The organism is Mycobacterium sp. (assembly GCF_035274705.1).
Classification (GTDB): domain Bacteria; phylum Actinomycetota; class Actinomycetes; order Mycobacteriales; family Mycobacteriaceae; genus Mycobacterium.
The window spans coordinates 53,410-78,127 of sequence record NZ_DATENY010000068.1 but is presented as its reverse complement, the minus strand read 5'-3'; the positions used below and the strand labels follow the sequence as shown (position 1 = coordinate 78,127).

Here is a 24,718-nt window from a genome sequence, read left to right as displayed (position 1 = left end):
ATCACTCGGCTTCGCAGCTGCAGTCGGCGGCGCCCTCGGGTGGCTCCACCTGAACGGTCGCGTGGTCCAGCCCACGGGCGGTCAGCACCGCACGCGCGTCATCGAGCACCCGTGCCGAGTCCGCGCTGCTGGTGAGGTGCGCAGTGACCATGTCCTTGCCCGGCACCAGTGTCCACACGTGTAGGTCGTGCACCTCGGTCACGCCGTCGACCGCGCACAGCGCGGTGCGCAGCTCCTCGACGTCGATGTGGGTGGGCGACGACTCGGACAGGATGCGTAGCGCCGCGCGGGCCAAAGCGATGGCGCGGGGGAGCACCCACAACGCGACGAACACCGCGACCACGACGTCGGCGTAGGGCCAGTGCGTCGTCACCGTGACGATGCCCGCGATGAGCACGCCGATGCTGCCGACGGTGTCGGCGACGACCTCCATGTAGGCGCCCTTGACGGCCAGGCTCTCCTGGGAATGCGACCGGAGCAGAAACACGACGACGGCGTTGGCGAGCAGCCCGGCGAGCGCCACCACGATCATCGGCACGCCGGGTACCTCGGGCGCGTTGCCGAGGCGTTCGAACGCCTCGTAGAGGATGAATACCGCTACGCCAATCAGCAGAACTGCGTTGGCGACAGCGGTGAACACCTCGGCGCGGTGCCAGCCGTAAGTGCGGGCCGGCGACGAGCTGCCACGACGTGCGAGCAGCACCGCGGTGAGCCCCATGAACATCGCGACAAGGTCGGTCAGCATGTGACCGGCATCGGCCAGCAGCGCGATGGAATTGATCAGCAGCGCGGTCGTCAGCTCGAGGGCGAAGAACGCGGTCAGTATCGCCGCGGCGATGACCATCCGGCTGACACGGGTGTCGGCATTGCTGTGATCATGTCCGGCACCCATGCCTGCAATCTATGCGCAAAGTCGCATATATCGCAAGGCGTTCGTCACGTCCACGCAGACCAGAACCGCGTTAGCTGGCTACCGACCGCGGGCAGCGCGCTGGGCACGCCCGAGAAGTCGAAGAACCAGAACACCACCGAGAAGAACCAATGGTTGAGCTGCGGCGTGACCAGCAGGATCAGCAGGATGAAAAAGCCCCACTGCTTGGCCGGTGCCACGGCCCGCTGAGTCTGCGGGCTCAGGTACGGCTCCAGCGCGCTGTAGCCGTCGAGACCCGGGATCGGCAGCATGTTGAGCACGAACGCGGTCACTTGCAGGAAGCCGAGGAAGGCCACGGCTGCCCAGAACACCGCGTGTCCGGAGTCGTACAGCAGGCGGGTGAGTAGGAGCAGCAGCACGGCGAACACCAGGTTGGTGAACGGCCCCGCCAGGTTCACCAACGTCCTCTGACGCTTGGTCATCCACGACGTGCGCACGTACACCGCGCCGCCGGGCAGACCGATTCCGCCGAGCGCGATGAACAGCACCGGCAGTCCCAGTGACAGCAGCGGATGCGAGTACTTCAGCGGATTGAGCGTCAGGTAGCCGCGCACCGCGACGTCGTGATCGCAGAACCGCCACGCCGTGAAGGCGTGCGCGAACTCGTGCAGGCACAGCGACACCAGCCAGCCCGCGATCACGAAGATGAACACGCCGACGTAGGCCATCGGCCGTATGGCGTCGGCGGCCAGCCACGCCAGTACGCCGCCGACCGCGGTGATCGCGACGATCGCCAGGAAGATCGGGCTGGGCCGCACCGACTGGTGCAGCGGGCGGATGGTCACGAGTCGACGCTACCGAACCCGCAGCCATCCCTCGGTATGTCGATAGAACGTCGACCGTCTGACCGGCCGCGGGCCCTGCACGCCGTCGCGCACCACCAACGCAGCGTCGGTGCCGAGCTGCGCGGCGCGGCCGGTGACCCAGCGTTTCGGCCGCATGCGGCTCGACAGCGCGCTGGCTCGCAGGCCGGGCATGGTGTCGATCGGCTCGATCCGCACTGCGGTCGCCTCGCCGTCGAACAGCAGGGTGTCGTCGACGACGGCCTCGCCGTGGATCGTGCGTTCGTCTTCGGCGGGCAGCCAGTAGGCGGCTTTGGTGATGACGGTGCCTGTCTCGTCGCGGATCAGCGGCACTCGTAGCGCCTCGCCGGTGCGGGCCCGCCGAGCGTTCCACGCTCGACGCGCGTGGCCGACCTCGACATTCAGCCGGTCCGCACGCAGCAGCCGCGTCAGCACCGCGGCGAGGTCGGCATCCGAACCGACCACAACGACGCGGCGCCAGTCGGTGACATCGTCGAGTCCGACCACCCGCAGGCCGCGCAATGCCCGCGGCAACCGGCGTCCACCAAACAACACCGCCACAACGTCTGCTGTGGTCAACACGGCTCCTCGTGGGCAGCTGGGATAAGGTAGCTCACCGGCTGCATCACAATAAGCGGGAGAAATGCCATGCCGGCAATCGTGCTCATCGGCGCCCAGTGGGGCGACGAGGGCAAAGGAAAGGCCACCGATCTACTCGGTGGCCGCGTTCAGTGGGTCGTGCGCTACCAGGGCGGCAACAACGCCGGCCATACCGTCGTGCTGCCGACGGGGGAGAACTTCGCCCTTCACCTGATCCCGTCGGGCATCCTGACGCCCGGCGTCACCAACGTCATCGGCAACGGTGTGGTGGTCGATCCCGGTGTGCTGCTGTCCGAGCTGCAGGGGCTTGCGGACCGCGGCGTCGACACGGAACGGCTACTGATCTCCGCCGACGCGCATCTGTTGATGCCGTATCACGTCGCGATCGACAAGGTTGTCGAGCGCTACGCGGGCAGCAAGAAGATCGGCACCACCGGACGCGGCATCGGCCCGTGTTATCAAGACAAGATCGCCCGCATCGGCATTCGCGTCGCCGACGTGCTCGACGAGTCAGTGCTGTCCCAAAAGATCGAGGGCGCACTGGAGCTCAAGAACCAGGTGCTGGTCAAGGTCTACAACCGCAAGGCGCTCGAGCCCGCCGAGGTGGTCGACACGCTGCTGGCGGAGGCCGAAGGGTTCAAGCACCGCATCGCCGACACCCGCTACCTGCTCAACGCTGCACTCGAAAAGGGCGAGACCGTTCTGCTCGAGGGCTCGCAGGGCACACTGCTCGACGTCGACCACGGTACGTATCCCTTTGTCACGTCGTCGAATCCGACCGCGGGCGGCGCGTGCGTCGGCTCCGGCATCGGCCCGACTCGCATCACCACCGTGTTGGGGATCCTCAAGGCCTACACCACCAGGGTGGGGTCGGGTCCATTCCCCACCGAGCTGTTCGACGAGTTCGGCGAGTACTTGAGCAAGACCGGCGGTGAGGTCGGCGTGACGACGGGTCGACGCCGCCGCTGCGGATGGTTCGACGCGGTGATCGCGCGCTACGCCACCCGCGTCAACGGCATCACCGACTACTTCCTGACGAAGCTCGATGTGCTGTCGAGCCTGGAGACGGTGCCGATCTGCGTCGGCTACACCGTGGACGGTAAGCGCACCGACGAGATGCCGATGACCCAGTCCGACATCGCCCGTGCCGAGCCGATCTACGAAGAGCTGCCGGGCTGGTGGGAGGACATCTCCGACGCCCGCGAGTTCGACGACCTGCCCGCCAAGGCCCGCGACTATGTGCTGCGGCTCGAAGAGCTTGCCGGAGCGCATGTTTCGTGTATCGGCGTCGGGCCCGGCCGGGAGCAGACGATCGTGCGCCGCGACGTCCTGGCGGCCGGCTGATGACGGACGATCCCAGACTCGTCGACCCCGACTACGACAAGCACGGCGGATTCCCGAACTTCCAACCGGCCGAACCCGGTCCGGGGTTCACCCGGTTTCTCACCGCGATGCGGCGGGCGCAGGATCTGGCCGTATCGGCCAATCCCGACACCGAAACCTGGGAGCAGGCGGCCGACCGCGCCGAGGAATTGGTGAAGCTGCTCGACCCGTTCGAGGCGCCCGAAGGCGTCGGCCCGGCCAACCGTGTGCCCAGCCTGCCCGGCGGGGGCAGCCTGCTCATGCCGCCGTACCGGGTGACCAAGTTCGAATCCGACGGTGTCGAGTTGAGCGTGCAGTTCTCCCGGTTCGCCGTCGGCGGCAACTACGCCGTGCACGGAGGTGTGCTGCCGCTCCTGTTCGACTCGGTGTTCGGCATGGTGATCCATGCCGCCGGACGGCCGATCAGCCGGACCGCGTTCCTGCATGTCGACTACCGCAAGGTCACGCCGATCGACACGCCGTTGACCGCGCGGGGATGGGTACGTGAGGCCGAGGGCCGTAAGGCGTTCGTCAACGCCGAACTGCGCGACCCTGAGGAGAACCTGCTGGCCGAGGCCAACGGGCTGATGATTCGCTTGCTGCCTGGGCAGCCGTAGGCGTGGCCGCTCCGCCGAGACTGTGGGCAGAGCGCAATTTCGCATCGATTCACGATCTGACCGCAGTTTCGGGCACACGGGTGACACCATGACGGCGTGGCCGAAAGTCAGCAACGCAGGTTGTCCACCCCACGGGCTGCCGCGGCGGCCGGCGTGCTCTTCGCTCTGCTGTTTGGCGCGGCCCTCATACTGATTCGGACGGCGTTGCCGGAGGGCGCCGAGCCCGGAGCGCAGTGGCTGGTCTCGGGCAGTACGAATCTCAAGGTCGCCGCGACCATCATGCCGTTCGCCGGCATTGCCTTCCTGTGGTTCATGGGTGTGATCCGCGACGGCCTCGGACGGTATGAGGACAAGTTCTTTTCGACGGTGTTCATCGGCAGCGGACTGTTGTTCCTTGCGATGATGTTCGTCGCGGCCGGTGTGGGAGCGGGCTTGGAGCGCAGTCACGCAGCCGGGGCTCCGGAGGTGGCTGCCTTCGGGCAGATGGTGTTGCTCGCCGTATCAAAGACATACGCGCTGCGGATGGCGGCGGTGTTCATGATCTCCCTGGCCACTATTTGGCTGAAAACAGGACTCATGCCCCGCTGGCTCGTGGCTGTGAGTTACGTTGCGGCGCTAGGGCTTTTAGTCTCCAGCGACATCACCATGTGGCTAGTGCTTGCCTTTCCCGTATGGGTCCTGTTGGTCAGCGTGCTGCTGCTGACCCGGGCCGGCGTCATCGACCTCCACCGCGACGAGTCGTAAAGCCTGTGAGGGACAAAGCTTTACGGCCTCACGGGCGTGGTCCTCTTCGTCCTCGGGCACCTCGTCGACGAGCACCACGACGATGCCGTCGTCGTCCTGATCGAACACCGCACCGGCAGGGCTCCCTGCACGGTGTCGATGAGCTCAGCCACGGTTCAGCGTCGCCTCCTCGAGGTCGAGCCCACGCAACACGGTGCGCAGCACTTCGTCGTCGATGCGGCCGCTGTCACGCTCGGCGATGAACGTCTCGCGTTCGGCCGCGAGCATCTCCAGCCGTAGCCGGCGAAAGGCCGACGCGGGGCTCTCGCCGATGTCTTCGTCGTCGCGACCGAGCCGCTCCCACGCTGAATTGCGCCTACGAGTGTTCCAGCCGCGCAACACATCTGCGGCCCGCTCGTGCACGTCGGTGGTTTCTGATGCATCGAGCAGTTCGTCGAGCCGGTCTGCCGCCGCTCGCGCCGCCTTGTCCTGCGCGGCCGCCGCGGCGAGCGCGTCGGTGCGCGCCTCGTCGCCCTGTACGCCGAGTCGCCGGATCAGCCACGGCAGCGTCAGCCCGTGCAGCAACAGCGTGCCGATCACGACGACGAACGTCAGGAACACCAGCTGCGGACGCCCCGGAAACGGCGCACCGGACATGGTCGTCATCGGAACGCCGAAAGCCGCCGCCAGCGACACGACCCCGCGCATGCCCGCCCACGCGACGACGAACACCCCCGCGGGCGTCGGCGCAGGTTCACGTTCACGGATGTGCGTGAACAGCATCCGCGGTAGGTAGGCGAACACGTAGACCCACACGATCCGAACGATGATCACCGTCGCGAGCACCGCCGCCGATGAAATCGCGATCACCTTCGCCGAGATGCCGGCCAGTTCGCTGACCACCGTCGGCAACTGCAGGCCGATCATCAGGAACGCGAACGACTCCAGCACCAGCTGCACGGCCTTCCACACCGCGGTGTCCTGCAGCCTGGTCGCGTAGCTCGCGCGGGTGGACTTCTGACCGAGGATCAGCGCGGCGACGACGACCGCGAGCACGCCGGAGCCATGTATCTCCTCGGCGGTCAGGTAGATGATGAACGGCGCCACCAGGCCCAGCGCGCTCTCCACGAGCGGGTCGTCGAGCCGCCACCGGATCCAGCTGATGATCGCGCCCAGCGCCACGCCGACGACGACGCCGCCCGCCGCGGCCAGCGCGAACGTCGCGAGCCCGGCGCGCCATGTAGCCGCCGTACCGATCGCCGCTGCGAGCGAGACCTTGTATGCGGTCAGCGCGGTGGCGTCGTTGAGCAGGCTTTCCCCGCCGAGCAAGGTCATGACGCGGCGTGGCAGCCCGAGGCGGCGTCCGATCGCGGTGGCGGACACCGCATCCGGAGGCGCGACGATCGCGCCGAGGGTCAGCGCCGCCGCGACGGTCAGCTCCGGGACGGTTTTGTACGCGACCCAGCCGACCGCAAACGTCGTCGCCAGCGGGAGCCCCACCGCGAGCAGCCCGATGGGACGGACGTTGCGCCGCAGCGCGTGGTAGCTGCTCTCCAGACCCGCCGACCACAGCAGCGGTGGCAGCAGCACGTACAGCACGAGTTCGGGGTCGAGTTCGATCTGCTTGAAACCGGGTATCAGACCGCCTGCCAGTCCGGCGACGACGAGGGCAAGCGGCGCCGACACGTCGTAGCGGCGGGCGACCGCGGCCAACAGCACCGACACCACCAGAACTGCGAGCAGCGAGGCACCCACGTCGCCAAACCCCCTTCGTCGCCGTCCGTATCCTGATCAGCATGCTGAGGAGATCACGCGAGCGCGAACCGAATTCCTCGGCGGTCTCCGAAACATGTGAGCACTTAGCGGCCGATATCGCCGAGCCCCAGCCGCGCACATCCGGCAAATGCCAGGAGTGCGATGAGCTCGGTGAGGATACGTGGGCGCACCTGCGCATGTGCCTGACCTGCGGCCACGTCGGATGCTGCGACTCGAGCCCGCACCAGCACGCGAACGAACACTTCCATCAAACCGGCCATCCCGTCATGCGTTCCGCCGAGCCAGGGGAGAACTGGCGGTGGTGCTACATCGACGTCCGGCTGGGCTGAGAATCTGGCAGGCTGGACGCGCGATGAGTGAGACCACAGAAGGCGAGACCGGACCCGAGCCGGTCGTGCAAGATCCACCTCAGTCGACGGCATCGACCGTGATGCTGCTGGGCTCCGGCGAATTGAGCCGCGAGTTGGCGCTGGCGTTCCAGCGGCTCGGCGCAGACGTCATCGCCGTCGACCGCTACGCCGACGCGCCTGCGCACGGTGTGGCCGATCGAGCAGCCGTCGTGAAGATGAACGACGCCGAGGAGCTGACGGCGCTGATCGCGAAGGAGAAACCGCGATACGTCGTCGCAGAGGCGGGTGTCATCGCCGCCGATGCGCTGATCGCGGTGGCCGAGGGAGGCAACGTCGAGGTCTTCCCGACGCCGCGCAGCACGCGGCTGTCCGTCGACCGCGAGGGTCTGCGCCGGCTGGCGGCCGACGAGCTGGGCCTGCCGACCGCGCCGTTCTGGTTCGCGGGCACGGCCGAGGAGCTGACCGCGGTGGCTGAGCATGGCGGGTTCCCGCTGGTGGTCAAGCCGATCGCGGCGCCGCCCGGTGAGGGCCAATCGGTGCTGCTGCGTCTCGAGGACGTCGAGCCGGCCTGGCGGCGCGCCGTGGCCGCCGGGCGGATTCCGCACAACCGAGTGATGGCCGAGACGGTCGTGGAGGTGGACTTCGAGGTCACGCTGTTGACTGTCCGGACCACCGGTCCCTCGGGTCCGGCCGTGCGGTTCTGCGAGCCGATCGGGCACCGCCTTGCCGACGGCGACGTGCTCGAATCCTGGCAGCCGCAGCAGATGTCGCCCGCTGCGCTGGACGCCGGTAAGTCGATCGCGGCGCGGATCGTGAACTCGCTCGGCGGCCGTGGTGTGTTCGGGGTCGAACTGCTGGTGCGCGGCGACGAGGTGTACTTCTCCGACGTGCGGCCGCGCCCGTACGACAGCGGCCTGGTGACGTTGCGGTCGCAACGGCTTTCGCAGTTCGAGCTGCACGCCCGCGCGATCCTCGGCCTGCCCGTCGACACCATCATGATCTCGCCGGCCGCAGCGGAAGTCAGCTACGCCGGAGCAGAATCCACCGGTGTCAAACGGGACGGAGTCGATGTGGGCGCGGTGCTCGCAGAAGCGCTGGAGGTCGCCGAGAGCGACGTCCGGCTGTTCGACCGACCCGACGAAACCGACGGCCGCAGACGGCTCGGGGTGGCGCTGGCCACGGCGCCCGACCCGATCGTCGCCCGGGACCGGGCACGCCGGGTGGCTACGTCGCTGCGCAAACTCTGGTGACCGAGCCCGCCGAGTCCGACCGTCCGACGATGGCGCCGTTCCTGGGCGCGTTGGCAATCATTGTGCTCGTCGTGATCACAATCGCGCTGTTCAATGTTTTCGACAGCGACGACGTGCCCGAGGACCAGCAAATCGGCCGCGCGGCAGTGGGTCAAAACGATGCGCTGCAGCGGCAGCACTACGGCGACTTTCGCACCTATACATGCAAGGCCCAGCAAGGCGGCGAGGCTGAAGTACTTGCCCGGCAACGAGATTCGGTGGCCAAGCGCGGCGAGCGGTTCGTCGACGATGTCACGAAGGTGGTGATCGACGGTGACCGCGCCACCGCGACGGTGACTTATCATTTCGGCAAGGCACCGGACGCCAAATCGGACGTCTCGACGACGTTCGTGCGCGAGGACAGAGCATGGAAGGTCTGTTCACCCGGCCCCAGCTGACTATGGGACACTCACGACCGTGAGCACCGAAGACGAGCGCGAGAGAGGATCGCAGCGAGGACCGGTGGGAGCGGGAGTCGAGAAATTGAGCTATGCCGGAGACATCACGCCTGAGGAGGCTTGGAAGCTGCTGAGCGACCACCCCGAGGCCGTGCTGGTCGACTGTCGCACGGACGCCGAATGGCGGTTCGTCGGGGTGCCCGATCTGACCTCGCTGCAGCGCGATGTGGTCTACATCGAGTGGAACCGCACCGACGGTACGCACAACGACGGCTTCGTCGACGAGCTCAAGTCCGCGGGCGTCACGACCGGCGACCGGCCCGTGGTGTTCCTGTGCCGCTCCGGCAACCGGTCGATCGGCGCCGCCGAGGCCGCAACCGACGCCGGCATCGCGCCGTCGTACAACGTGCTGGACGGATTCGAAGGCAATCTGGACGAGCATGGTCACCGCGGCGGTACCGGTTGGAAAGCCCTCGGCCTGCCGTGGAGGCAGTCATGAGTTCCGAGGTTCCCTCCGTTCGTCGGCCGGCCCAGCTGCCCGACGGGGTCAGCCAGGCGACCATCGGCGTGCGAGGCGGGCTGCTGCGGTCGGGCTTCGAGGAGACCGCCGAGGCGATGTACCTGACCTCGGGGTACGTCTACTCGTCCGCGGCGGAGGCGGAGAAGGCTTTCACCGGCGAGATCGACCGGTACGTCTACTCGCGCTATGGCAATCCGACGATCTCGATGTTCGAGGAGCGGCTGCGGCTGATCGAGGGCGCGCCGGCGTGCTTCGCGACGGCGACGGGCATGGCGGCGGTGTTCACGTCGCTGGGGGCTTTGTTGGCGGCGGGTGATCGGCTGGTGGCGGCGCGCAGCCTCTTCGGCTCGTGCTTCGTCGTGTGCAACGAGATTCTGCCGCGGTGGGGTATCGAGACGGTTTTCGTCGACGGCGACGACTTGTCGCAATGGGAAGAGGCGTTGTCGAAGCCGACCCAGGCGGTGTTCTTCGAGACGCCGTCCAACCCGATGCAGTCGCTGGTCGACATCGCGGCCGTTTGCGACCTGGCGCATGCGGCGGGCGCGAAAGTGGTGCTGGACAACGTCTTTGCTACGCCGATTCTGCAGCAGGGCTTCCCGCTGGGCGTCGACGTGGTGGTGTACTCGGGCACCAAGCACATCGACGGGCAGGGCCGTGTGCTCGGCGGGGCGATCCTCGGCTCCAAGGAATACATCGACGAGCCAGTGCAGAAACTGATGCGGCACACCGGTCCTGCACTGAGCCCGTTCAACGCGTGGACCCTGCTCAAGGGTCTGGAGACGCTGGCGGTGCGGGTGGAGCACCAGAACGCGTCGGCGCATCGGATCGCCGAGTTCCTGGAGCAACACCCCGCCGTGAGCTGGGTGCGGTATCCGTTCCTCGAGTCTCATCCGCAGTACGACTTGGCGAAACGCCAGATGACCGGTGGCGGAACGGTTATCACGTTCGAGCTCAAGGGTGGCAGCAAGGATCGCGCCTTCGAGGTGCTCGACAAGCTGGCGATCATCGATATCTCCAACAACCTGGGCGACTCCAAATCGCTGATCACGCATCCCGCCACGACGACGCACCGGGCGATGGGCCCCGAGGGCCGGGCGGCGATCGGACTGGGCGACGGGGTGGTGCGAGTCTCGGTGGGGCTGGAGGGAACTGACGACTTGATCGCCGATCTCGACCAGGCTCTGAGCTAGGGTGTCGCGGCGGTCAGAGGGCAAGAAGGCGCGCCGGCGCAAGCGCCAGGCTGCGCAGGTTTCGGGGTGGCTACCCGAGAACGTATTGGACGAACTCGTCTCCACGCAGGCCGCCATCGCTACCGATCTGGAAGCGTTCGACCAGCGAATCACCGAGCGCGGCTGGGAATTTGACGAGGAAGAGTCCGACGAGGACTTCGTCTTCTGGTACTACGAGCCATCCGGTGCCGAGGTCACGGGCGATGACCTCGCGCCCCTGACGACGGTGTGGATGTCGGCTGACGAGGACGCCGAGGTCGTTCATCTGATGCTCGTCGGGACGGCGGACAACAGCGAGTTAACGCCGGACGAGTTCTTCGAATGCATCGACGTCATCGAGACGTATCGCTTCGGAAATCCGCCCCCGGACTTCAACTAACAGGCCCGCGAACGTTCCTTACCGCTCGAAAATTCGCGGAGATGTCGAGCGGTAAGGAACGTTCGTCGGATGGGGCTAACCCTTGTCGGGCCCCTCGACCACACCCTGCGCGGCCTGGGCGCGCTGCTCGTAGCCGCGACGCGCGGTCGTGTCGAAGTCCAGGAAGATGCTGTCGAGCCCCAAGCGCTTGTTGAGCCAACGCCGTCCGCGCGGTCCGAGCATCTGCGCCGCCTGTGCGGTGAACCGCAGCGGAGTCGGCACGGAGACATGGGTTTTCGGCTTGTCGAGCGTCTTGATGACCGCCGCGGCGATGTCCTCGGGCTCGACAGGTTTGATGGTGCCGCCGGTCTTCGTGCCGGAAATCAACTCGGTGTTTGTGAACGGCGGCATCACCACGGATACCTCGACCCCGTGCGGCGCCATCTCATCTGCCAACGCGGCGGACAGCCCCACCACGCCGAACTTCGCCCCCACATACACGACCTGGCCCGGGACCGGGATCAGACCCGACAGCGAGGCGATGTTGATGATGTGGCCGCTGCGGCGGGCGATCATGTCCGGCAACACAAGCTGGCATCCGGTCAGCACGCCATACAAGTTCACTTCGATCGCGGAGCGGATCGCCTGCTCGGACTGCTCGAGGAACGGGCCGATCGGCATCACGCCGGCGTTGTTGATCAGCACGTCGACGTGGCCGCCTCCGTCGGTGCGCGCCTTGTCGAGGAACGTCGCGAACGATTCGCGGTCGTGACATCGAGGGGGTAACCGGAGACCTGCCCCAGCTTGGTCAGGTCAGCGACGGCCGACTCCTGCAGTGCGACGTCGCGGTCGCCGATGACGACGCGCGCACCCCGGGCCAGCAGCGCCTTCGCGGTGGCGTATCCGATGCCACGCGCGGCACCGGTAATTGCGATGGTCTTGCCCAGGATCCTGTCCATGCGGCGAAACTTTACACGTGTCAAGTTTGCGTTGGAAGAGGGCTGGGCTGGGCCGAGTTCGAATCAAGGTGAGTGAATCAGCGACTCTGGAATGCAGAGTGTCGGCCCGCGTTAGACATTGAGGTGATGCACATGTCAGCAGTGAGCGAACTCCGGTTCGTCGCGGTCGGTCAGGACGACCCGCTGGCCGAGCCGCTGCTGGCCGAACTCGCCGTCGAGTACGCAAGCCGGTACGGCGCGACCGAGGCGGCCGTGGCGAAATGGCTGCGCAACTATCCCGCCGGCGAGTTCGCCCTGCCCACCGGCGGTCTGCTCATCGGGCTCGTCAACGGCCAACCCGTCACAGGCGGCGCGTTCCGCCGCTTCGACGACTCCACCGCCGAGCTCAAACGCATCTGGACCGACAGTGGCCATCGCCGGCAAGGACATGCCAAGGCGCTGCTCGTCGAACTCGAGGCCGACATCGCCGCCCGCGGCTACCGTCGCGTCTACCTCACGACCGGCGATCGTCAGCCCGAGGCTGAAGCGCTCTACCTGTCGACGGGATACGCCCGCCTGGCCGAGCCGCTGCCCGCCGAGGGCGAGGTCTATCCCATCGCATTCCTGAAGACCCTCCGATGACCGGGCAGCAGCACCTCGCGGTCGCACTCGAAGGCTACGGCTGGCACCCGGAGGCCTGGCGCCACACATCAGACCTGCGGCCCGTCACCAGCGGCCGATACTGGTCCGGTCTCGCCACCACCGCCGAACGCGGCCTGCTCGATTTCGTGACGTTCGACGACTCGCTGGCCCCGCAACGCCGTCGTCGTCCAGAAATCGAACCGCGTTGGCTCTCAGGCCGTCCCGACGCCGTTCTCGTCGCCTCGCGAGTGGCGCCAGTCACCGAACACATCGGGCTCATACCCGTCGCCACCGTTACCCACACCGAGCCGTTCCACATCTCGAAAGCCATTGCCACGCTTGACTTCGTATCCCACGGCCGGGCGGGCTGGCAGCCCCGAGTCAGTGGCACCCAACATGAGGCCGACCTGTTCGGCCGGCGAGACATCCGTGAGGTCGATCTGTTCGACGAGGCCACCGACGCGGTCGAAGTCGTCCGCCGGCTGTGGGACAGCTGGGAGGACGACGCCGTCATCCGTGACATCGCGACCGGCCGGTTCGTCGACCGCGGCAAACTGCACTACATCGACTTCGCCGGCAAATACTTCTCCGTCAAGGGGCCGTCGATCACGCCCCGCCCGCCGCAGGGCCAACCCGTCGTCGCCGCGCTCGCTCACGCTCCCCGCATCTACGAATTCGCCGCCCGCAGTGCGGATCTGGTCTTCATCACTCCGCAGGACGACGACTCCCTGCAGATCATCCGCGGCGAGGTCGCCGATGCCGGCGGTGCGCACCTCAAGGTCTACGCGGACCTCTTCGTCACCTTCGCCGGCCACACCGATCCGCGCTCGGATGCCCTTGTCTTCGACGGCACACCAAGACAATTGGTGGATCTGCTCGTGCGTTGGCAAGGCCACGGCCTCGACGGCGTCCGCCTGCGCCCGGCCGTCAACGCCGTCGACCTGCCTGCCATCGTCGACGAAGTAGTGCCCCTGCTTCAGCAGGCCGGTCGCTTCCGTACTGCTTACCGCGACGGCGAGACGCTGCGCGAACGGCTCGGGCTGCCTGTCGCCGAGAATCGCTACGCGAGGGCGGAATCGTGAGCGTTCCACTTTCCATTCTGGACCTGGCGCCCATCAGCGAAGGCTGTGATGCCGCGACGGCCCTGCACAACACCGTCGACCTTGCCCAATACGCCGAGCAGTGGGGCTTCAAGCGCTACTGGATAGCCGAACACCATTTCGTCGCGGTCGCCAGCTCGTCACCCGCGGTGCTCATCGGCCAGATCGCCGCAGCCACCAACCGCATTCGCGTCGGCGCCGCCGCCGTACAGCTCGGGCAGACCACCGCCATCGCCGTCGTCGAAAGCTTCGGCATGCTCGACGCGTTCCACCCCGGCCGCATCGACCTCGGCGTCGGCCGCTCCGGTCAGCGCCGCAGAGAGGCGCTCAAACAAGGCGACAACAGGCCCAAGCCCAAGCCGCCGCGCGAGTGGCGCAACGTCGACGGCGTCATCATCCCGCCGCCCTTCGACATCAACGTCCTGATGCGCAATCCGCGGCTGCGTGCGCGCATGTCGGTGCTGCAGCAGCCCGAAGCCGTCGCACCCGACTTCGCCCAGCAGGTCGACGACATCGTCGCGCTGCTCGCCGGCACGTACGAGGTCGACGGCGTCGACGCCCACGCCGTTCCCGGTGACCGCGCCGGCCTCACGCCATGGGTCTTCGGCAGCACCAAGGGGCAAAGCGCCCAGGTGGCCGGCGCGCACGGCCTGCCGTTCGTCGCGAGCTACCACATCACTCCGGCCAGCGCGCTCGGCGCAATCGACGCCTACCGCGCCGCTTTCAAACCCTCCAAAGCCTTGGCAGAGCCATACGTCGTCGTTTCAGCCGATGTCGTGGTCGCCGACGACACCGACACCGCACAGCATCTCGCCTCCAGCTACGGCCACTGGGTCTACTCCATCAGAGCCGGCGACGGCGCCGTCCCTTACCCCGATCCCGACAATGTCGCAGCGCTGACGGATGCACAAGTCGAGGTGGTAAAGGACCGCACCGCAACCCAATTCGTCGGCGATCCCGACGAGGTCGCCGACAAGCTGGAGACGCTGCAGCGGGTATCGAGCGCCGACGAGCTCGTCATCACGTCGGTGACCCACCGTCACGCCGACCGACTCCGCTCGCACGAACTGATCGCCAAGCGCTGGGGGCTATCTGGATGATTAAGCCGCGCAAACAAATTCACCTCGCCGCACATTTTCCCGGCGTCAACAACACGACGGTGTGGACGGATCCGGACTCAGGTAGCCAGATCGAGTTCGACTCGTTCGTGCATCTGGCACGAACGGCCGAGCGTGGACTATTCGACTTCTTCTTCCTCGCCGAGGGGTTGCGCCTGCGCGAACATCGCGGACACATCCACGACCTCGACGTGGTGGGCAGACCCGATACCTTCACCGTGCTGGCCGCGCTCGCCGCCATCACCGAACACATCGGTCTGACCGGCACCATCAACACGACCTTCAACGAACCCTTCGAAGTGGCACGGCAATTCGCGACCCTGGACCACTTGTCCGATGGCCGCGCCGGCTGGAACATGGTCACCTCGTCGGATGCGTTCACCGGAGAGAACTTCCGTCGCGGCGGGTTTCTCGACCACTCGGACCGCTACAAGCGCGCCGAGGAATTCCTGGTCGTGGCGCGCGAGTTCTGGGACAACTGGGCGGGCGACACCGTTGTGGCCGACCGCGACAGCGGAATCTACGCCGACCCCAGCCACATTCGTCAGGTCGAGCACAACGGCCCTCAGTTCGACGTTCGCGGTGTCGCGACGCTGCCGCCCCCGCCGCAGGGGCATCCGGTGCTGCTGCAGGCCGGTGACTCCGCCGACGGTCGCGCCTTCGGCGCCAAACACGCCGACGCGATGTTCACGCTGCACTCCGCGCTGGAGGCGGGGCAGAAGTACTACGCCGACGTCAAGGGTCGCGCGGCGTCGTACGGTCGAGATCCCAACCAGCTCAAGGTGTTTCCCGCAGCGACGTTCGTGCTCGGCGACACCCCGCAAGAGGCGGCCGAAAAGGCACGCCACATCCGCTATCAACAGGTGAGCCCGCAGACGGCGATCGCCATGCTCGAACAGGTCTGGCAGCGAGACCTATCCACCTATGATCCCGACGGTCCGCTGCCCGACGTCGAACCCGCCGACGACCCGACCGTCACCCAGGGGCGCGTTCGTCACGGCGACCCGAAAGCAATTGCCGCGGCGTGGCGGGAACGTGCCGAGGCCGAGAGCCTGAGCATCCGCGAATTGATCATCGCCGTCACCAGCCGTCAGCAGTTCGTCGGCACACCCGCGCAAGTCGCAGACGAGATAGACCTGCACGTGCAGTCCGACGCTTGCGACGGCTTCATCCTGGTGCCGCACCTCACCCCGCACGGGCTCGACGACTTCGTCGACCGCGTGGTGCCGCTGCTGCAGGAGCGCGGCAGCTTCCGCACCGAATACATCGGCCATACCCTGCGCGAACACCTCGGGCTATAGGCTGGCCCGCAGGTGTCGTGGACACCGGGGGTGGGTCGTGTCGATTTCACAGACGACGGTGGCGTGGCTGCTGCTTGCGGCGGCCGTACTGACGTTTGCGGCGGGATTCGCGTCACGATCGTTCATCGGCCGCCGGCGCAACACCAAGGCCGTGCGGCGCCTCGTGCACACGTTCCGGAGGACCGGAGTGGCGCGCGTACTGTTCGGACGGTTTGAAGGCGATGTCCTCGACGACGACGAGCTCGACAGCATGATCCTGATGCCCACGATCGTGCTGGGATGCGGGCTGTGTCTCACCGCGATCTTCTTGTTCGGCTACGAAACCCTCGCCTAGTCGGGCTGGCTCGTCGCGCTCAATACTTCGCGGCTGTTTCCGCGGCATCGCGGATCGAACCGCGCCACACTGGCCCGTGGCCAGGCAGCAGCACCTCGGTGTCGAGCATTCCCAGCGCGGCCAGGCTGCGTACGCAGCCGCCTTGGTCGTGGTTGAACAGTTCAGGCAACAGTTGCGGTCCGACGTGCTTCAACAGTGGGTGGCCAGTGACCAGCGCATCGCCGGCGACCAGCACGCCGTCGACCACATATGAGCAATGCCCGCCGGTGTGGCCGGGGGTGGGAATCGCCATCGGCTGACCCGGTAGGGAGACATCTTCGGATAGCGCCAGGGTGGTCGGGATGCCGTCGCGGGTGAATGCACCCTTACGGCTGATGTCCACCGACCATCTCAGCCAGCGCGGCTGCCAGATGTGCTTCGCGACGTCCATCGGCGATGCCTGCTCGAGATACTCACGCTTGGAATGCCCGACCTCTGTGGCGTGGCAATACACCGGTGTCCCATGGGTTTTCGCGAACCAGATGGCCGAACCAAAATGGTCGATGTGCGCGTGGGTCAACAGGATCGCGCGTAGGTCGTCGACGCCGAACCCGAGCTGCCGCAGCGAGTCGAGCACGTCCTCGCGGTGGCCCGGATAACCGGCGTCGATCAGCATGACGCCGCTGCCGTCGGTGACCAATGTCCAGTTCACCAGGTCGGTGTACGCGAAGTGCACGGTGTCGGTGATGGCGGTCAGAGCCGGTGCCATCAGCCGAGTGTAAGCAGGGGAGTAGAAAGTACTCGTGGCTGAACTCAAACTCGGATACAAGGCGTCGGCGGAGCAGTTCGCCCCGCGAGAACTGGTCGAACTGGCCGTTGCGGCCGAAGAGCACGGCATGGACAGCGCGACCGTCAGCGACCACTTCCAGCCGTGGCGCCACGAAGGCGGCCACGCCCCGTGGTCGCTGGCCTGGATGGCGGCCGTGGGCGAGCGCACCAAGCGGCTGATCCTTGGCACTTCGGTGCTGACCCCGACGTTCCGTTACAACCCGGCCGTGATCGCGCAGGCGTTCGCGACGATGGGCTGCCTGTACCCGGACCGGATCTTCCTCGGCGTGGGCACCGGCGAGGCGCTCAACGAGATCGCGACCGGTTACGAGGGCGCCTGGCCGGAGTTCAAGGAGCGCTATGCCCGGCTACGCGAGTCCGTCAGGCTGATGCGCGAGCTGTGGCTCGGCGACCGGGTGGATTTCGACGGCGAGTACTACCGCACCAAAGGCGCCTCGATCTACGACGTTCCCGAGGGCGGCATCCCGATCTACATCGCCGCGGGCGGCCCGCAGGTGGCCAAGTACGCCGGCCGCACGGGTGACGGGTTCATCTGCACCAGCGGTAAGGGCGAGGAGCTGTACAAGGACAAGCTGATCCCCGCGATGAAAGAAGGTGCGGAGGCGGCTGGCCGCAACCCCGACGACATCGACCGGATGATCGAGATCAAGATCTCCTACGATCCGGATCCGAACCTGGCGCTGGAGAACACCCGGTTCTGGGCGCCGCTGTCGCTGACCGCCGAGCAGAAACATTCCATCGACGATCCGATCGAGATGGAGAAGGCCGCCGATGCGCTGCCCATCGAACAGGTCGCCAAGCGCTGGATCGTCGCATCGGATCCCGACGAAGCCGTCGAGAAGGTCGGCCAGTACGTGACGTGGGGGCTGAACCACCTCGTCTTCCACGCGCCGCGCCACGACCAGCGCCGGTTCCTCGAACTGTTCCAAAAGGATCTGGAGCCGCGGCTGCGCCGCCTCGGCTGATACGGCAGGCTTTCAGGCGTGCCCACCGGCTCATTGTCTTCGCGCGAGCGCTCATCCGCGATCTATATCGCTTCGCCCGAGGGCGACACCGGCAAGTCGACGATCGCACTCGGCATCCTGCACCGGCTGGCTGCCATCGTCGCCAAAGTCGGTGTGTTCCGTCCGATCACCCGACTGGGGGAGGAGCGCGACTACATCCTGGAACTGCTGCTGGCGCATACCACGGCGGGCCTTCGCTATGAGGACTGCGTCGGCGTCAGTTACCAGCAGCTGCACGAGGATCCCGACGCGGCGATAGCCGACATTGTCGACCGTTATCACCAGGTCGCCGACCAGTGCGACGCGGTGCTGATCGTCGGCAGCGACTACACCGATGTCGCCACGCCCAGCGAGCTGTCGATGAATGCGCGCATCGCCGTGAATCTGGGCGCGCCTGTGGTGCTCGCGGTCAAGGCCAAGGACCGCACGCCCGAGCAGGTGGTCCAGCTCGTCGACCTGTGCCTGTTCGAGTTGGACGCCCAGCACGCCCACCTTGCGGCGGTGGTCGCCAACCGCTGCGACCCGTCGCAGCTCACCGCCGTTGAGGAGGCGCTTGGGAAACTCGGGCCACCGAGCTATGTGCTGCCCGAGGAGCCGCTGCTGGTCGCCCCATCGGTGGCCGAGCTCGGGTCCGCCGTCGAAGGCGCGCTCGTTCGCGGCGACCCGGCGCTGCTGACTCGTGAAGTGATGGACGTGCTCGTCGCCGGCATGACGGCCGAACACGTGCTGGAGCGGCTCAGCGAAGGTGTGGCCGTCATCACCCCGGGCGACCGGTCCGACGTCGTCCTGGCTGTGGTGAGTGCGCATGCGGCAGAAGGATTTCCGTCACTATCATGTGTCATTCTCAACGGCGGCCTGGAGCTGCATCCGTCGATCGCGTCTCTGGTCGCGGGTCTTGGCCTTCGGCTACCGATCATCGCGACGAGCTTCGGCACGTTCGAGACCGCGAGCCGGGTTGCGCATGCCCGCGGCAGGGTGACGGCGGGTTCACAACGCAAGATCGACACGGCGCTGGCATTGATGGACACCTACGTCGACACCGCGGAACTGCTCGAGCGGCTGGCGATTCCGATTCCGTCAGTCGTCACCCCGCAGATGTTCACCTACCAGTTGCTGGACCGGGCACGGTCAGACCGCAAGCGCATCGTGTTGCCCGAGGGCGAGGACGACCGCATCCTCAAGGCCGCGGGGCGCCTGTTGCAGCGCGGGGTAGCCGACCTGACGATCCTCGGCGACGCGGCGCAGGTTCGGTCGCGCGCCGCGGAACTCGGCGTCGATCTGTCGGCGGCGGTGGTGCTCAATCCCCGCACCAGCGAGCTGTGTGACAAGTTCGCCGAACAGTACGCCGAGATGCGCAAGCACAAGGGCGTCACCGTCGAACAGGCCCGCGAAATCATCCACGACGTTTCCTATTTCGGCACGATGCTCGTCCACAACGACATGGTCGACGGCATGGTGTCGGGCGCCACGCACACCACCGCGCACACCGTGCGGCCCGCGTTCGAGATAATAAGGACGGCGCGCGAAGTTTCTACAGTGTCCAGCATCTTCCTGATGTGTTTGGCAGACCGGGTACTGGCCTACGGTGACTGCGCGATCGTGCCGGACCCGACGTCGGAGCAGCTCGCCGACATCGCGATCTCGTCGGCACGCACCGCGGCCCAGTTCGGCATCGACCCGCGCGTCGCGATGCTGTCGTATTCGACAGGAACCAGTGGTTCCGGTGCCGACGTCGACAAGGTGAGGGCCGCAACGGAATTGGTACGCAAGCGCGAACCCGATCTACTCGTCGAGGGACCCGTCCAGTACGACGCGGCGGTGGAGCCGTCGGTCGCCGCGACGAAGATGCCGGACTCGAAGGTCGCCGGCAGGGCGACGGTGCTGATCTTTCCCGACCTCAACACCGGCAACAACACGTACAAGGCGGTGCAACGCAGCGCCGGGGCGATCGCGATCGGTCCGGTGTTGCAGGGGTTGAACAAACCGGTGAACGACCTGTCGCGTGGTGCGCTGGTCGAGGACATCGTCAACACCGTCGCGATCACCGCGATCCAGGCGCAGGGTTTGTGACGCCGCGCAGCGTCCTGGTGGTCAATTCGGGTTCGTCGTCGGTCAAATACCAGCTGATAGAACCGGAATCGGGTGCATCGCTGGTCGACGGCATCGTCGAGCGGATCGGTGAGGAAGGGTCCGTCGTCGCAGACCACGAGGCGGCGTTGCGCATTGTGTTCGACGAGATCGGCCCGCAGGTGGGTGACTCCGAACTGGTCGCGGTGGGCCACCGGGTAGTACACGGCGGCCCCGACCTGTATCAGCCGACGTTGGTCGACGATGCATTGATCGCCAAGCTCGAAGAGCTGTCTTCGCTTGCGCCGCTGCATAATCCGCCTGCAGTGCTCGGGATTCGGGTGGCACGCAAGGCGCTGCCCGATCTCCCACACGTCGCGGTCTTCGACACGGCGTTCTTTCACGATTTGCCGCCGGCCGCGGCAGCGTATGCGATTGACCGGGATATCGCGCAGCAGTGGCACATCCGCCGCTACGGGTTTCACGGCACGTCGCATCAGTACGTCAGCGAGCAAGCGGCCGCGTTTCTCGACGCGCCGCTCGCCAAGCTGAGCCAGATCGTGCTGCACCTCGGCAACGGCGCGTCGGCCTCGGCGATCGTCGGCGGTCGGCCGATAGACACGTCGATGGGCCTGACGCCGATGGAGGGCCTGGTGATGGGCACTCGCTCCGGCGACATCGACCCCGGCGTGATCATGTACTTGTGGCGCACGGCCGGCATGAGTGTCGAGGACATCGAGACGATGCTCAACAAGCGCTCAGGCGTCCGCGGTCTTTGCGGTGAGATCGACTTTCGGGTGCTGCACCAGCGCATTGAATCCGGTGATGAGGCAGCGCAATTGGCTTACGACGTCTACATCCATCGCCTGCGCAAGTACATCGGCGCCTACGTGGCACTGCTGGGCAGCGCTGACGTCATCACATTCACGGCCGGGGTGGGGGAGAACGACGCGGCGGTGCGTCGCGACGCGATGAGCGGAATGACGGCGCTGGGCATCGAGCTTGACGAGCACCTCAATGCCAGCCCGGCCAAGGGCGCGCGTCGCATCTCGGTGGAGACCTCGCCGACGACGGTGCTCGTCATCCCGACCAACGAAGAGCTCGCGATTGCCCGCGCCTGCGTGGAGGTCATCTAGCGCGAGCAGACGCAAAAGGCCCCGACACGCCGAGGTTTTGGAGCACTTTATGTCTGCTCGCGCAGAGGCCTAGAACGTCGACGTAGGCCGCACGCTGTTGGCCAGATCGACCAGCGCGTAGCGGTGCGCCTGTGTCGGCGCGACACGGGCCAGGCCACGCAGCGACGCCTCGACACCGAGCTGTAGTCCGTGTTGGGTGAACGGGAAGCCGAGGATGTGGTTCGTGCTCGCGGTGTTGTCGGCCAGCCAGTCCATCGCCGTGCCCAGCACCAGTGCCCGGATCTGCAACACCCGCGGCTCGGTGTCGGGTAGCGCCTCGACACGGCGGGCGGCATCGCGAATGTGTTGCTCGGTGATCTCGCTCGTCGACCGTCCCGACAGCAAGGTCACCGCGCTCGTCAACCGCGCCGTCGTGAAATGCCTTGAGGTGGACGGCACTTGATCCAGCGTGCGTACCGCCGCGTCACGGTCGCCCGCCGCCGACTGCCAACGCGCCAGCCCGAACCCCGCCGAGATCACACCGTTGTCGGTGCACCACACCGTGTTGTAGAACTTGCATTCGTCGGTGTTTCCGGACAGCTCGGCCGTCGCGGCCAGTGCGAGCTTCGGTGCCAGTTCGCCGGGAAGCGTGTCGAGCACTTCGGTGAAATGCTTTGTCGCCGAATCGTAGTCGGCTGACAACATCTCCGCCACAGCACGGAACCACACCAGCCGCCAACGCCAGCCGACACGGTCGGCGAGGTCGTCGAGCTTTCGAGTCGCCTTCGCGACATCGCCAAGATCCAGCAGCGCGCGGACTTCCATCAGCGGCAGCTCCACAGACTCAGACAGGTCGATACCCTCCGAGTCCAGTGCCCCGTGACGCGCAGCCCGCAGCTGGTCCAGCGTCTGCACGGGTTGGCTCAGCACACTTGCAGACAACACGGCCGCCCCGACGTCGGCGGGGTCCACCAATGGCACCGGCAATGCCTTGACGATCTCCTGCGCGGTCAGCTTCTCCGAATGCACCTGCCCGTCGAGGTACACGTCGGTGTGCGCCACCAGCAGATCGACGCCGAATGTGGACCGCGTCGGGGAGAAGACCGTCGACAAACCTGGCCGCGCCACCCCAGTGTCCTGCGCCACCGCCTCGCGCAGCACGCCGAGCAGCTGACCCGACATCTCTTCGGCACTGCCGAACCGCCGCCGCGGATCCGGGTCGATGGCCCGGCGCAGCAGCCGGCCGAACGAGTCGTATTCGGCCAGCACCGGATCGTCCTCGGGCAACCCGTCGACGTAACGCCCTTTGCGCGTACGCAGATTCAGCGTCAGCGCGGCCAGCGTGCGGCCGACCGTGTAGATGTCGGTCGCGACGGTCGGACCGCTCCGCACGATCTCGGGAGCCTGGTAACCCGGTGTGCCGTATAGGTATCCGAACGAATTGATCCGCGATACCGCGCCGAGGTCGATCAGCTTGAGCTGCTCCTCGGTCACCATGATGTTCTCGGGCTTGAGATCGTTGTAGACCAAACCGATCGAATGCAGATAACCAAGGGCGGGAAGGATTTCGAGCATGAAGCCGATCGCCTGGGCAACCGGCAGATTGTCGCCCTTGGCCTGTTTGAGCGACGTCCCGCCGACATACTCCATGACGATGTAGCCGACGGGATTACCGTGCTTGTCTTTGTGCTCGACGAAGTTGTAGATCTTGACGATCCCCGGATGCGTTACCTCGGCGAGGAACTGGCGCTCGGCCATCGCGATTGCCTGCGCCTCGGCGTCCCCGGAATGCACCAGACCCTTGAGCACGACCGGACGGTCGTTGACGTTCTGGTCGTAGGCGAGGTACACCCACCCCAGACCACCGTGCGCGATACAGCCCTTGATCTCGTACTGGTCGATGACCACGTCCCCCGGACTCAACTGCGGCAGAAACGAATACGGGCTGCCGCAGTGCGGGCACCATCCCTCCGACAGCGCGCGGCCGTCGGGTGAGGATCTGCCGACCGGCCTTCCGCAGTTCCAGCAGAACCGCTTCGATTCGGCCACAACCGGATTGGTCATCAGCGCTTGGAGCGGGTCCTTCGCGGGCACCCGTGGAATCTCCACCAGCCCGCCGCCGAGGCGCCGCGTCGGCGACAGCGCCCTCGTCACCATGGTCGTATGGTCGTGCGGTTCCGTGTCCTCGGTGCCGTCGGACGTGCTGTCGGTGTCCTCGTCGAAATGTGGCCGGAACACCGCCTGGGTGGCCATCGGTCGCATGGTGGCCACGGAATCCATGTCGAGCTCGTCGAAAGTCGCCGGCTGGGTTGCTGGGCCCTCCTCGAAATTTCGTGCCTCGGCCATCAGTCCGAATACCTCGCGACTGGCGGTGCCGGGGCCGGGCCGAGCACAGTTAACCATTTGCGGTACAACGTATTCCAGGTGCCGTCCCGGCGCACGCGCTCCAGCGTTCCGTTCACGAACCGCACCAGCCCGGTGTTCTGCAGGTTGATGCCGATGCCGTAGGGCTCCTCGTTGAGGCTCGGACCGACGATGTGCAGATAAGGATCCTGCACCACCAGCCCGGCCAGAATCGAGTCGTCAGTGCTGACCGCGTCGACCTGGCGCTGCTGCAACGCGACAAGGCAGTCGGCCCACGTCACCACCCCGACGATGATCGGCGGCGGGGTGATCTGCTGGATGCGCTGCAGCGACGTCGTGCCCTTCGCGACGCAAACCCGCTTGCCCGACAGATCGGACGGCTGCGAGATTGTCGAGTCGCGGGCAGCCAGGATGCGCTGGTTGGCATTCAGATAGACGGTGGAGAAGTTGACGAGCTTCTTGCGGTCGCAGGTGATGGTCATTGTCTTGACGACGACGTCGACCTGGTTGTTCTGCAGCGCCGCGATGCGATCGGCCGACGACAGGATCCGGTACTCCACTTGTGACGGGGTGCCAAAGATGTCGCGGGCGATCTCGCCGGCGATGTCGACATCGAAGCCGGTGATCTCGCCGGTGATCGGGTCGCGGAAGGAAAACAGATTGCTGCCGATGTCGAGCCCGACGATCAGCCGGCCACGATTGCGGATGTTGGTGACCGCGGCGTCCGCGTCGGCCTTGGTGGGGAAGGGCCGCAGGCTCGCGGTGCGGTTGCATTCGTCGTCGATCGTCGGCGCCTTCGCCGGTTGTGGTGGCAGCTCCTCCAAGCCCGCAGGGGCCGGCGGCGCCAGCGTGACACCGGGCGTCGGCATCACCGCCGCGCCCTGTGCGCAGCCGCTGAGCATCGCCGCCACGGCGAGCAGGACACACAATCGGTTGGCGCGAACGTTCCTT

At 66.5% G+C, this 24,718-nt stretch carries 24 protein-coding genes and 2 pseudogenes; 17 read left to right on the top strand and 9 right to left on the bottom strand.

Annotation, left to right across the window (positions count from 1 at the left end; genetic code table 11):
• Position 1 precedes the first annotated feature (1 nt).
• The 3 genes from VJV41_RS16090 to VJV41_RS16080 are packed head-to-tail and all read right to left on the bottom strand — an operon-like array spanning position 2 to position 2,313.
• Positions 2–892 carry a cation diffusion facilitator family transporter gene (locus tag VJV41_RS16090; protein ID WP_325335389.1) on the bottom strand — a complete coding sequence of 297 codons (891 nt, stop codon included), beginning with the start codon at positions 890–892 and terminating at the stop codon, positions 2–4.
• 44 nt (positions 893–936) lie between these two features.
• Positions 937–1,716: a site-2 protease family protein gene (locus VJV41_RS16085; protein WP_325335387.1), complete on the bottom strand. Its 780-nt coding sequence runs from the start codon at positions 1,714–1,716 to the stop codon at positions 937–939.
• Positions 1,717–1,725: 9 nt separating this feature from the next.
• The gene (locus VJV41_RS16080) at positions 1,726–2,313 is read right to left on the bottom strand and encodes a peptidase M50 (RefSeq protein ID WP_325335385.1); all 588 of its coding nucleotides are present in this window, start codon (positions 2,311–2,313) and stop codon (positions 1,726–1,728) included.
• A gap of 69 nt (positions 2,314–2,382) precedes the next feature.
• On the opposite strand from VJV41_RS16080, the gene VJV41_RS16075 reads away from it, so the two are divergent.
• The 3 genes from VJV41_RS16075 to VJV41_RS16065 all read left to right on the top strand — a co-directional run bounded on the left by VJV41_RS16075 (position 2,383) and on the right by VJV41_RS16065 (position 5,057).
• Positions 2,383–3,678 (top strand): adenylosuccinate synthase, encoded by a 1,296-nt coding sequence (locus tag VJV41_RS16075; protein ID WP_325335384.1) that lies wholly within the window; start codon positions 2,383–2,385, stop codon positions 3,676–3,678.
• Positions 3,678–4,313: a PaaI family thioesterase gene (locus VJV41_RS16070; protein ID WP_325335382.1), complete on the top strand. Its 636-nt coding sequence runs from the start codon at positions 3,678–3,680 to the stop codon at positions 4,311–4,313. Before VJV41_RS16075 ends, VJV41_RS16070 begins: the two co-directional genes overlap by 1 nt.
• A 96-nt stretch (positions 4,314–4,409) precedes the next feature.
• Positions 4,410–5,057, top strand: a complete 648-nt coding sequence (locus VJV41_RS16065; protein ID WP_414684971.1) for a hypothetical protein — start codon at positions 4,410–4,412, stop codon at positions 5,055–5,057.
• Here the strand turns inward: VJV41_RS16065 and VJV41_RS16060 are convergent.
• Positions 5,046–5,174: pseudogene (locus tag VJV41_RS16060) on the bottom strand (ferredoxin); the annotation flags it as partial. The gene VJV41_RS16065 and the pseudogene VJV41_RS16060 sit on opposite strands and share 12 nt — an antisense overlap.
• A 27-nt stretch (positions 5,175–5,201) precedes the next feature.
• Positions 5,202–6,791: a Na+/H+ antiporter gene (locus VJV41_RS16055; protein ID WP_325335379.1), complete on the bottom strand. Its 1,590-nt coding sequence runs from the start codon at positions 6,789–6,791 to the stop codon at positions 5,202–5,204.
• A gap of 41 nt (positions 6,792–6,832) precedes the next feature.
• Between VJV41_RS16055 and VJV41_RS16050 the strand changes: the two genes are divergently transcribed.
• The 6 genes from VJV41_RS16050 (at position 6,833) to VJV41_RS16025 (ending at position 10,977) form a co-directional block, all read left to right on the top strand.
• Complete coding sequence (locus tag VJV41_RS16050; protein ID WP_325335377.1) at positions 6,833–7,141, top strand: UBP-type zinc finger domain-containing protein; 309 nt, start codon at positions 6,833–6,835, stop codon at positions 7,139–7,141.
• 23 nt (positions 7,142–7,164) lie between these two features.
• On the top strand, positions 7,165–8,412 hold the full coding sequence (purT, locus tag VJV41_RS16045) for a formate-dependent phosphoribosylglycinamide formyltransferase (RefSeq protein WP_325335375.1): 1,248 nt from the start codon (positions 7,165–7,167) through the stop codon (positions 8,410–8,412).
• Between the two features lie 29 nt (positions 8,413–8,441).
• Positions 8,442–8,849, top strand: coding sequence for a lumazine-binding protein (locus VJV41_RS16040; RefSeq protein WP_414684972.1), 408 nt, complete (start codon positions 8,442–8,444; stop codon positions 8,847–8,849).
• 85 nt (positions 8,850–8,934) lie between these two features.
• Positions 8,935–9,348: a rhodanese-like domain-containing protein gene (locus VJV41_RS16035; RefSeq protein ID WP_325335476.1), complete on the top strand. Its 414-nt coding sequence runs from the start codon at positions 8,935–8,937 to the stop codon at positions 9,346–9,348.
• Positions 9,345–10,559, top strand: coding sequence for an O-succinylhomoserine sulfhydrylase (locus VJV41_RS16030; RefSeq protein ID WP_325335373.1), 1,215 nt, complete (start codon positions 9,345–9,347; stop codon positions 10,557–10,559). Before VJV41_RS16035 ends, VJV41_RS16030 begins: the two co-directional genes overlap by 4 nt.
• A gap of 1 nt (position 10,560) precedes the next feature.
• The gene (locus VJV41_RS16025; RefSeq protein ID WP_325335371.1) at positions 10,561–10,977 is read left to right on the top strand and encodes a hypothetical protein; all 417 of its coding nucleotides are present in this window, start codon (positions 10,561–10,563) and stop codon (positions 10,975–10,977) included.
• Between the two features lie 75 nt (positions 10,978–11,052).
• Here the strand turns inward: VJV41_RS16025 and VJV41_RS16020 are convergent.
• Positions 11,053–11,915: pseudogene (locus VJV41_RS16020) on the bottom strand (SDR family oxidoreductase).
• Positions 11,916–12,041: 126 nt separating this feature from the next.
• Between VJV41_RS16020 and VJV41_RS16015 the strand changes: the two are divergent.
• From VJV41_RS16015 to VJV41_RS15995, 5 genes are read left to right on the top strand one after another with little or no spacing between them, the layout of a single operon-like run.
• Complete coding sequence (locus VJV41_RS16015) at positions 12,042–12,536, top strand: GNAT family N-acetyltransferase (protein ID WP_325335369.1); 495 nt, start codon at positions 12,042–12,044, stop codon at positions 12,534–12,536.
• The gene (locus VJV41_RS16010; RefSeq protein WP_325335367.1) at positions 12,533–13,618 is read left to right on the top strand and encodes an LLM class flavin-dependent oxidoreductase; all 1,086 of its coding nucleotides are present in this window, start codon (positions 12,533–12,535) and stop codon (positions 13,616–13,618) included. The genes VJV41_RS16015 and VJV41_RS16010 overlap by 4 nt, the downstream gene beginning before the upstream one ends.
• Positions 13,615–14,736, top strand: coding sequence for an LLM class flavin-dependent oxidoreductase (locus VJV41_RS16005; RefSeq protein ID WP_325335365.1), 1,122 nt, complete (start codon positions 13,615–13,617; stop codon positions 14,734–14,736). The genes VJV41_RS16010 and VJV41_RS16005 overlap by 4 nt, the downstream gene beginning before the upstream one ends.
• The gene (locus tag VJV41_RS16000; RefSeq protein WP_325335363.1) at positions 14,733–16,055 is read left to right on the top strand and encodes an NtaA/DmoA family FMN-dependent monooxygenase; all 1,323 of its coding nucleotides are present in this window, start codon (positions 14,733–14,735) and stop codon (positions 16,053–16,055) included. Before VJV41_RS16005 ends, VJV41_RS16000 begins: the two co-directional genes overlap by 4 nt.
• A gap of 37 nt (positions 16,056–16,092) precedes the next feature.
• Complete coding sequence (locus VJV41_RS15995; RefSeq protein WP_325335361.1) at positions 16,093–16,389, top strand: hypothetical protein; 297 nt, start codon at positions 16,093–16,095, stop codon at positions 16,387–16,389.
• Between the two features lie 19 nt (positions 16,390–16,408).
• Here VJV41_RS15995 and VJV41_RS15990 read toward each other — a convergent pair whose 3' ends face one another.
• A complete protein-coding gene (locus VJV41_RS15990; RefSeq protein ID WP_325335359.1) occupies positions 16,409–17,137 on the bottom strand; it encodes an MBL fold metallo-hydrolase in 729 nt (242 codons plus the stop codon).
• Between the two features lie 34 nt (positions 17,138–17,171).
• On the opposite strand from VJV41_RS15990, the gene fgd reads away from it, so the two are divergent.
• From fgd to VJV41_RS15975, 3 genes are read left to right on the top strand one after another with little or no spacing between them, the layout of a single operon-like run.
• The gene (fgd, locus tag VJV41_RS15985) at positions 17,172–18,182 is read left to right on the top strand and encodes a glucose-6-phosphate dehydrogenase (coenzyme-F420) (RefSeq protein WP_325335356.1); all 1,011 of its coding nucleotides are present in this window, start codon (positions 17,172–17,174) and stop codon (positions 18,180–18,182) included.
• Between the two features lie 33 nt (positions 18,183–18,215).
• Positions 18,216–20,291, top strand: coding sequence for a phosphate acetyltransferase (gene pta / locus VJV41_RS15980; protein WP_325335475.1), 2,076 nt, complete (start codon positions 18,216–18,218; stop codon positions 20,289–20,291).
• On the top strand, positions 20,288–21,424 hold the full coding sequence (locus tag VJV41_RS15975; protein WP_325335354.1) for an acetate kinase: 1,137 nt from the start codon (positions 20,288–20,290) through the stop codon (positions 21,422–21,424). The genes pta and VJV41_RS15975 overlap by 4 nt, the downstream gene beginning before the upstream one ends.
• A 69-nt stretch (positions 21,425–21,493) precedes the next feature.
• Here VJV41_RS15975 and VJV41_RS15970 read toward each other — a convergent pair whose 3' ends face one another.
• Positions 21,494–23,749: a serine/threonine-protein kinase PknG gene (locus VJV41_RS15970; protein ID WP_325335353.1), complete on the bottom strand. Its 2,256-nt coding sequence runs from the start codon at positions 23,747–23,749 to the stop codon at positions 21,494–21,496.
• On the bottom strand, positions 23,749–24,669 hold the full coding sequence (locus VJV41_RS15965; RefSeq protein ID WP_325335474.1) for a glutamate ABC transporter substrate-binding protein: 921 nt from the start codon (positions 24,667–24,669) through the stop codon (positions 23,749–23,751). Before VJV41_RS15965 ends, VJV41_RS15970 begins: the two co-directional genes overlap by 1 nt.
• Between the last annotated feature and the right edge of the window lie 49 nt (positions 24,670–24,718).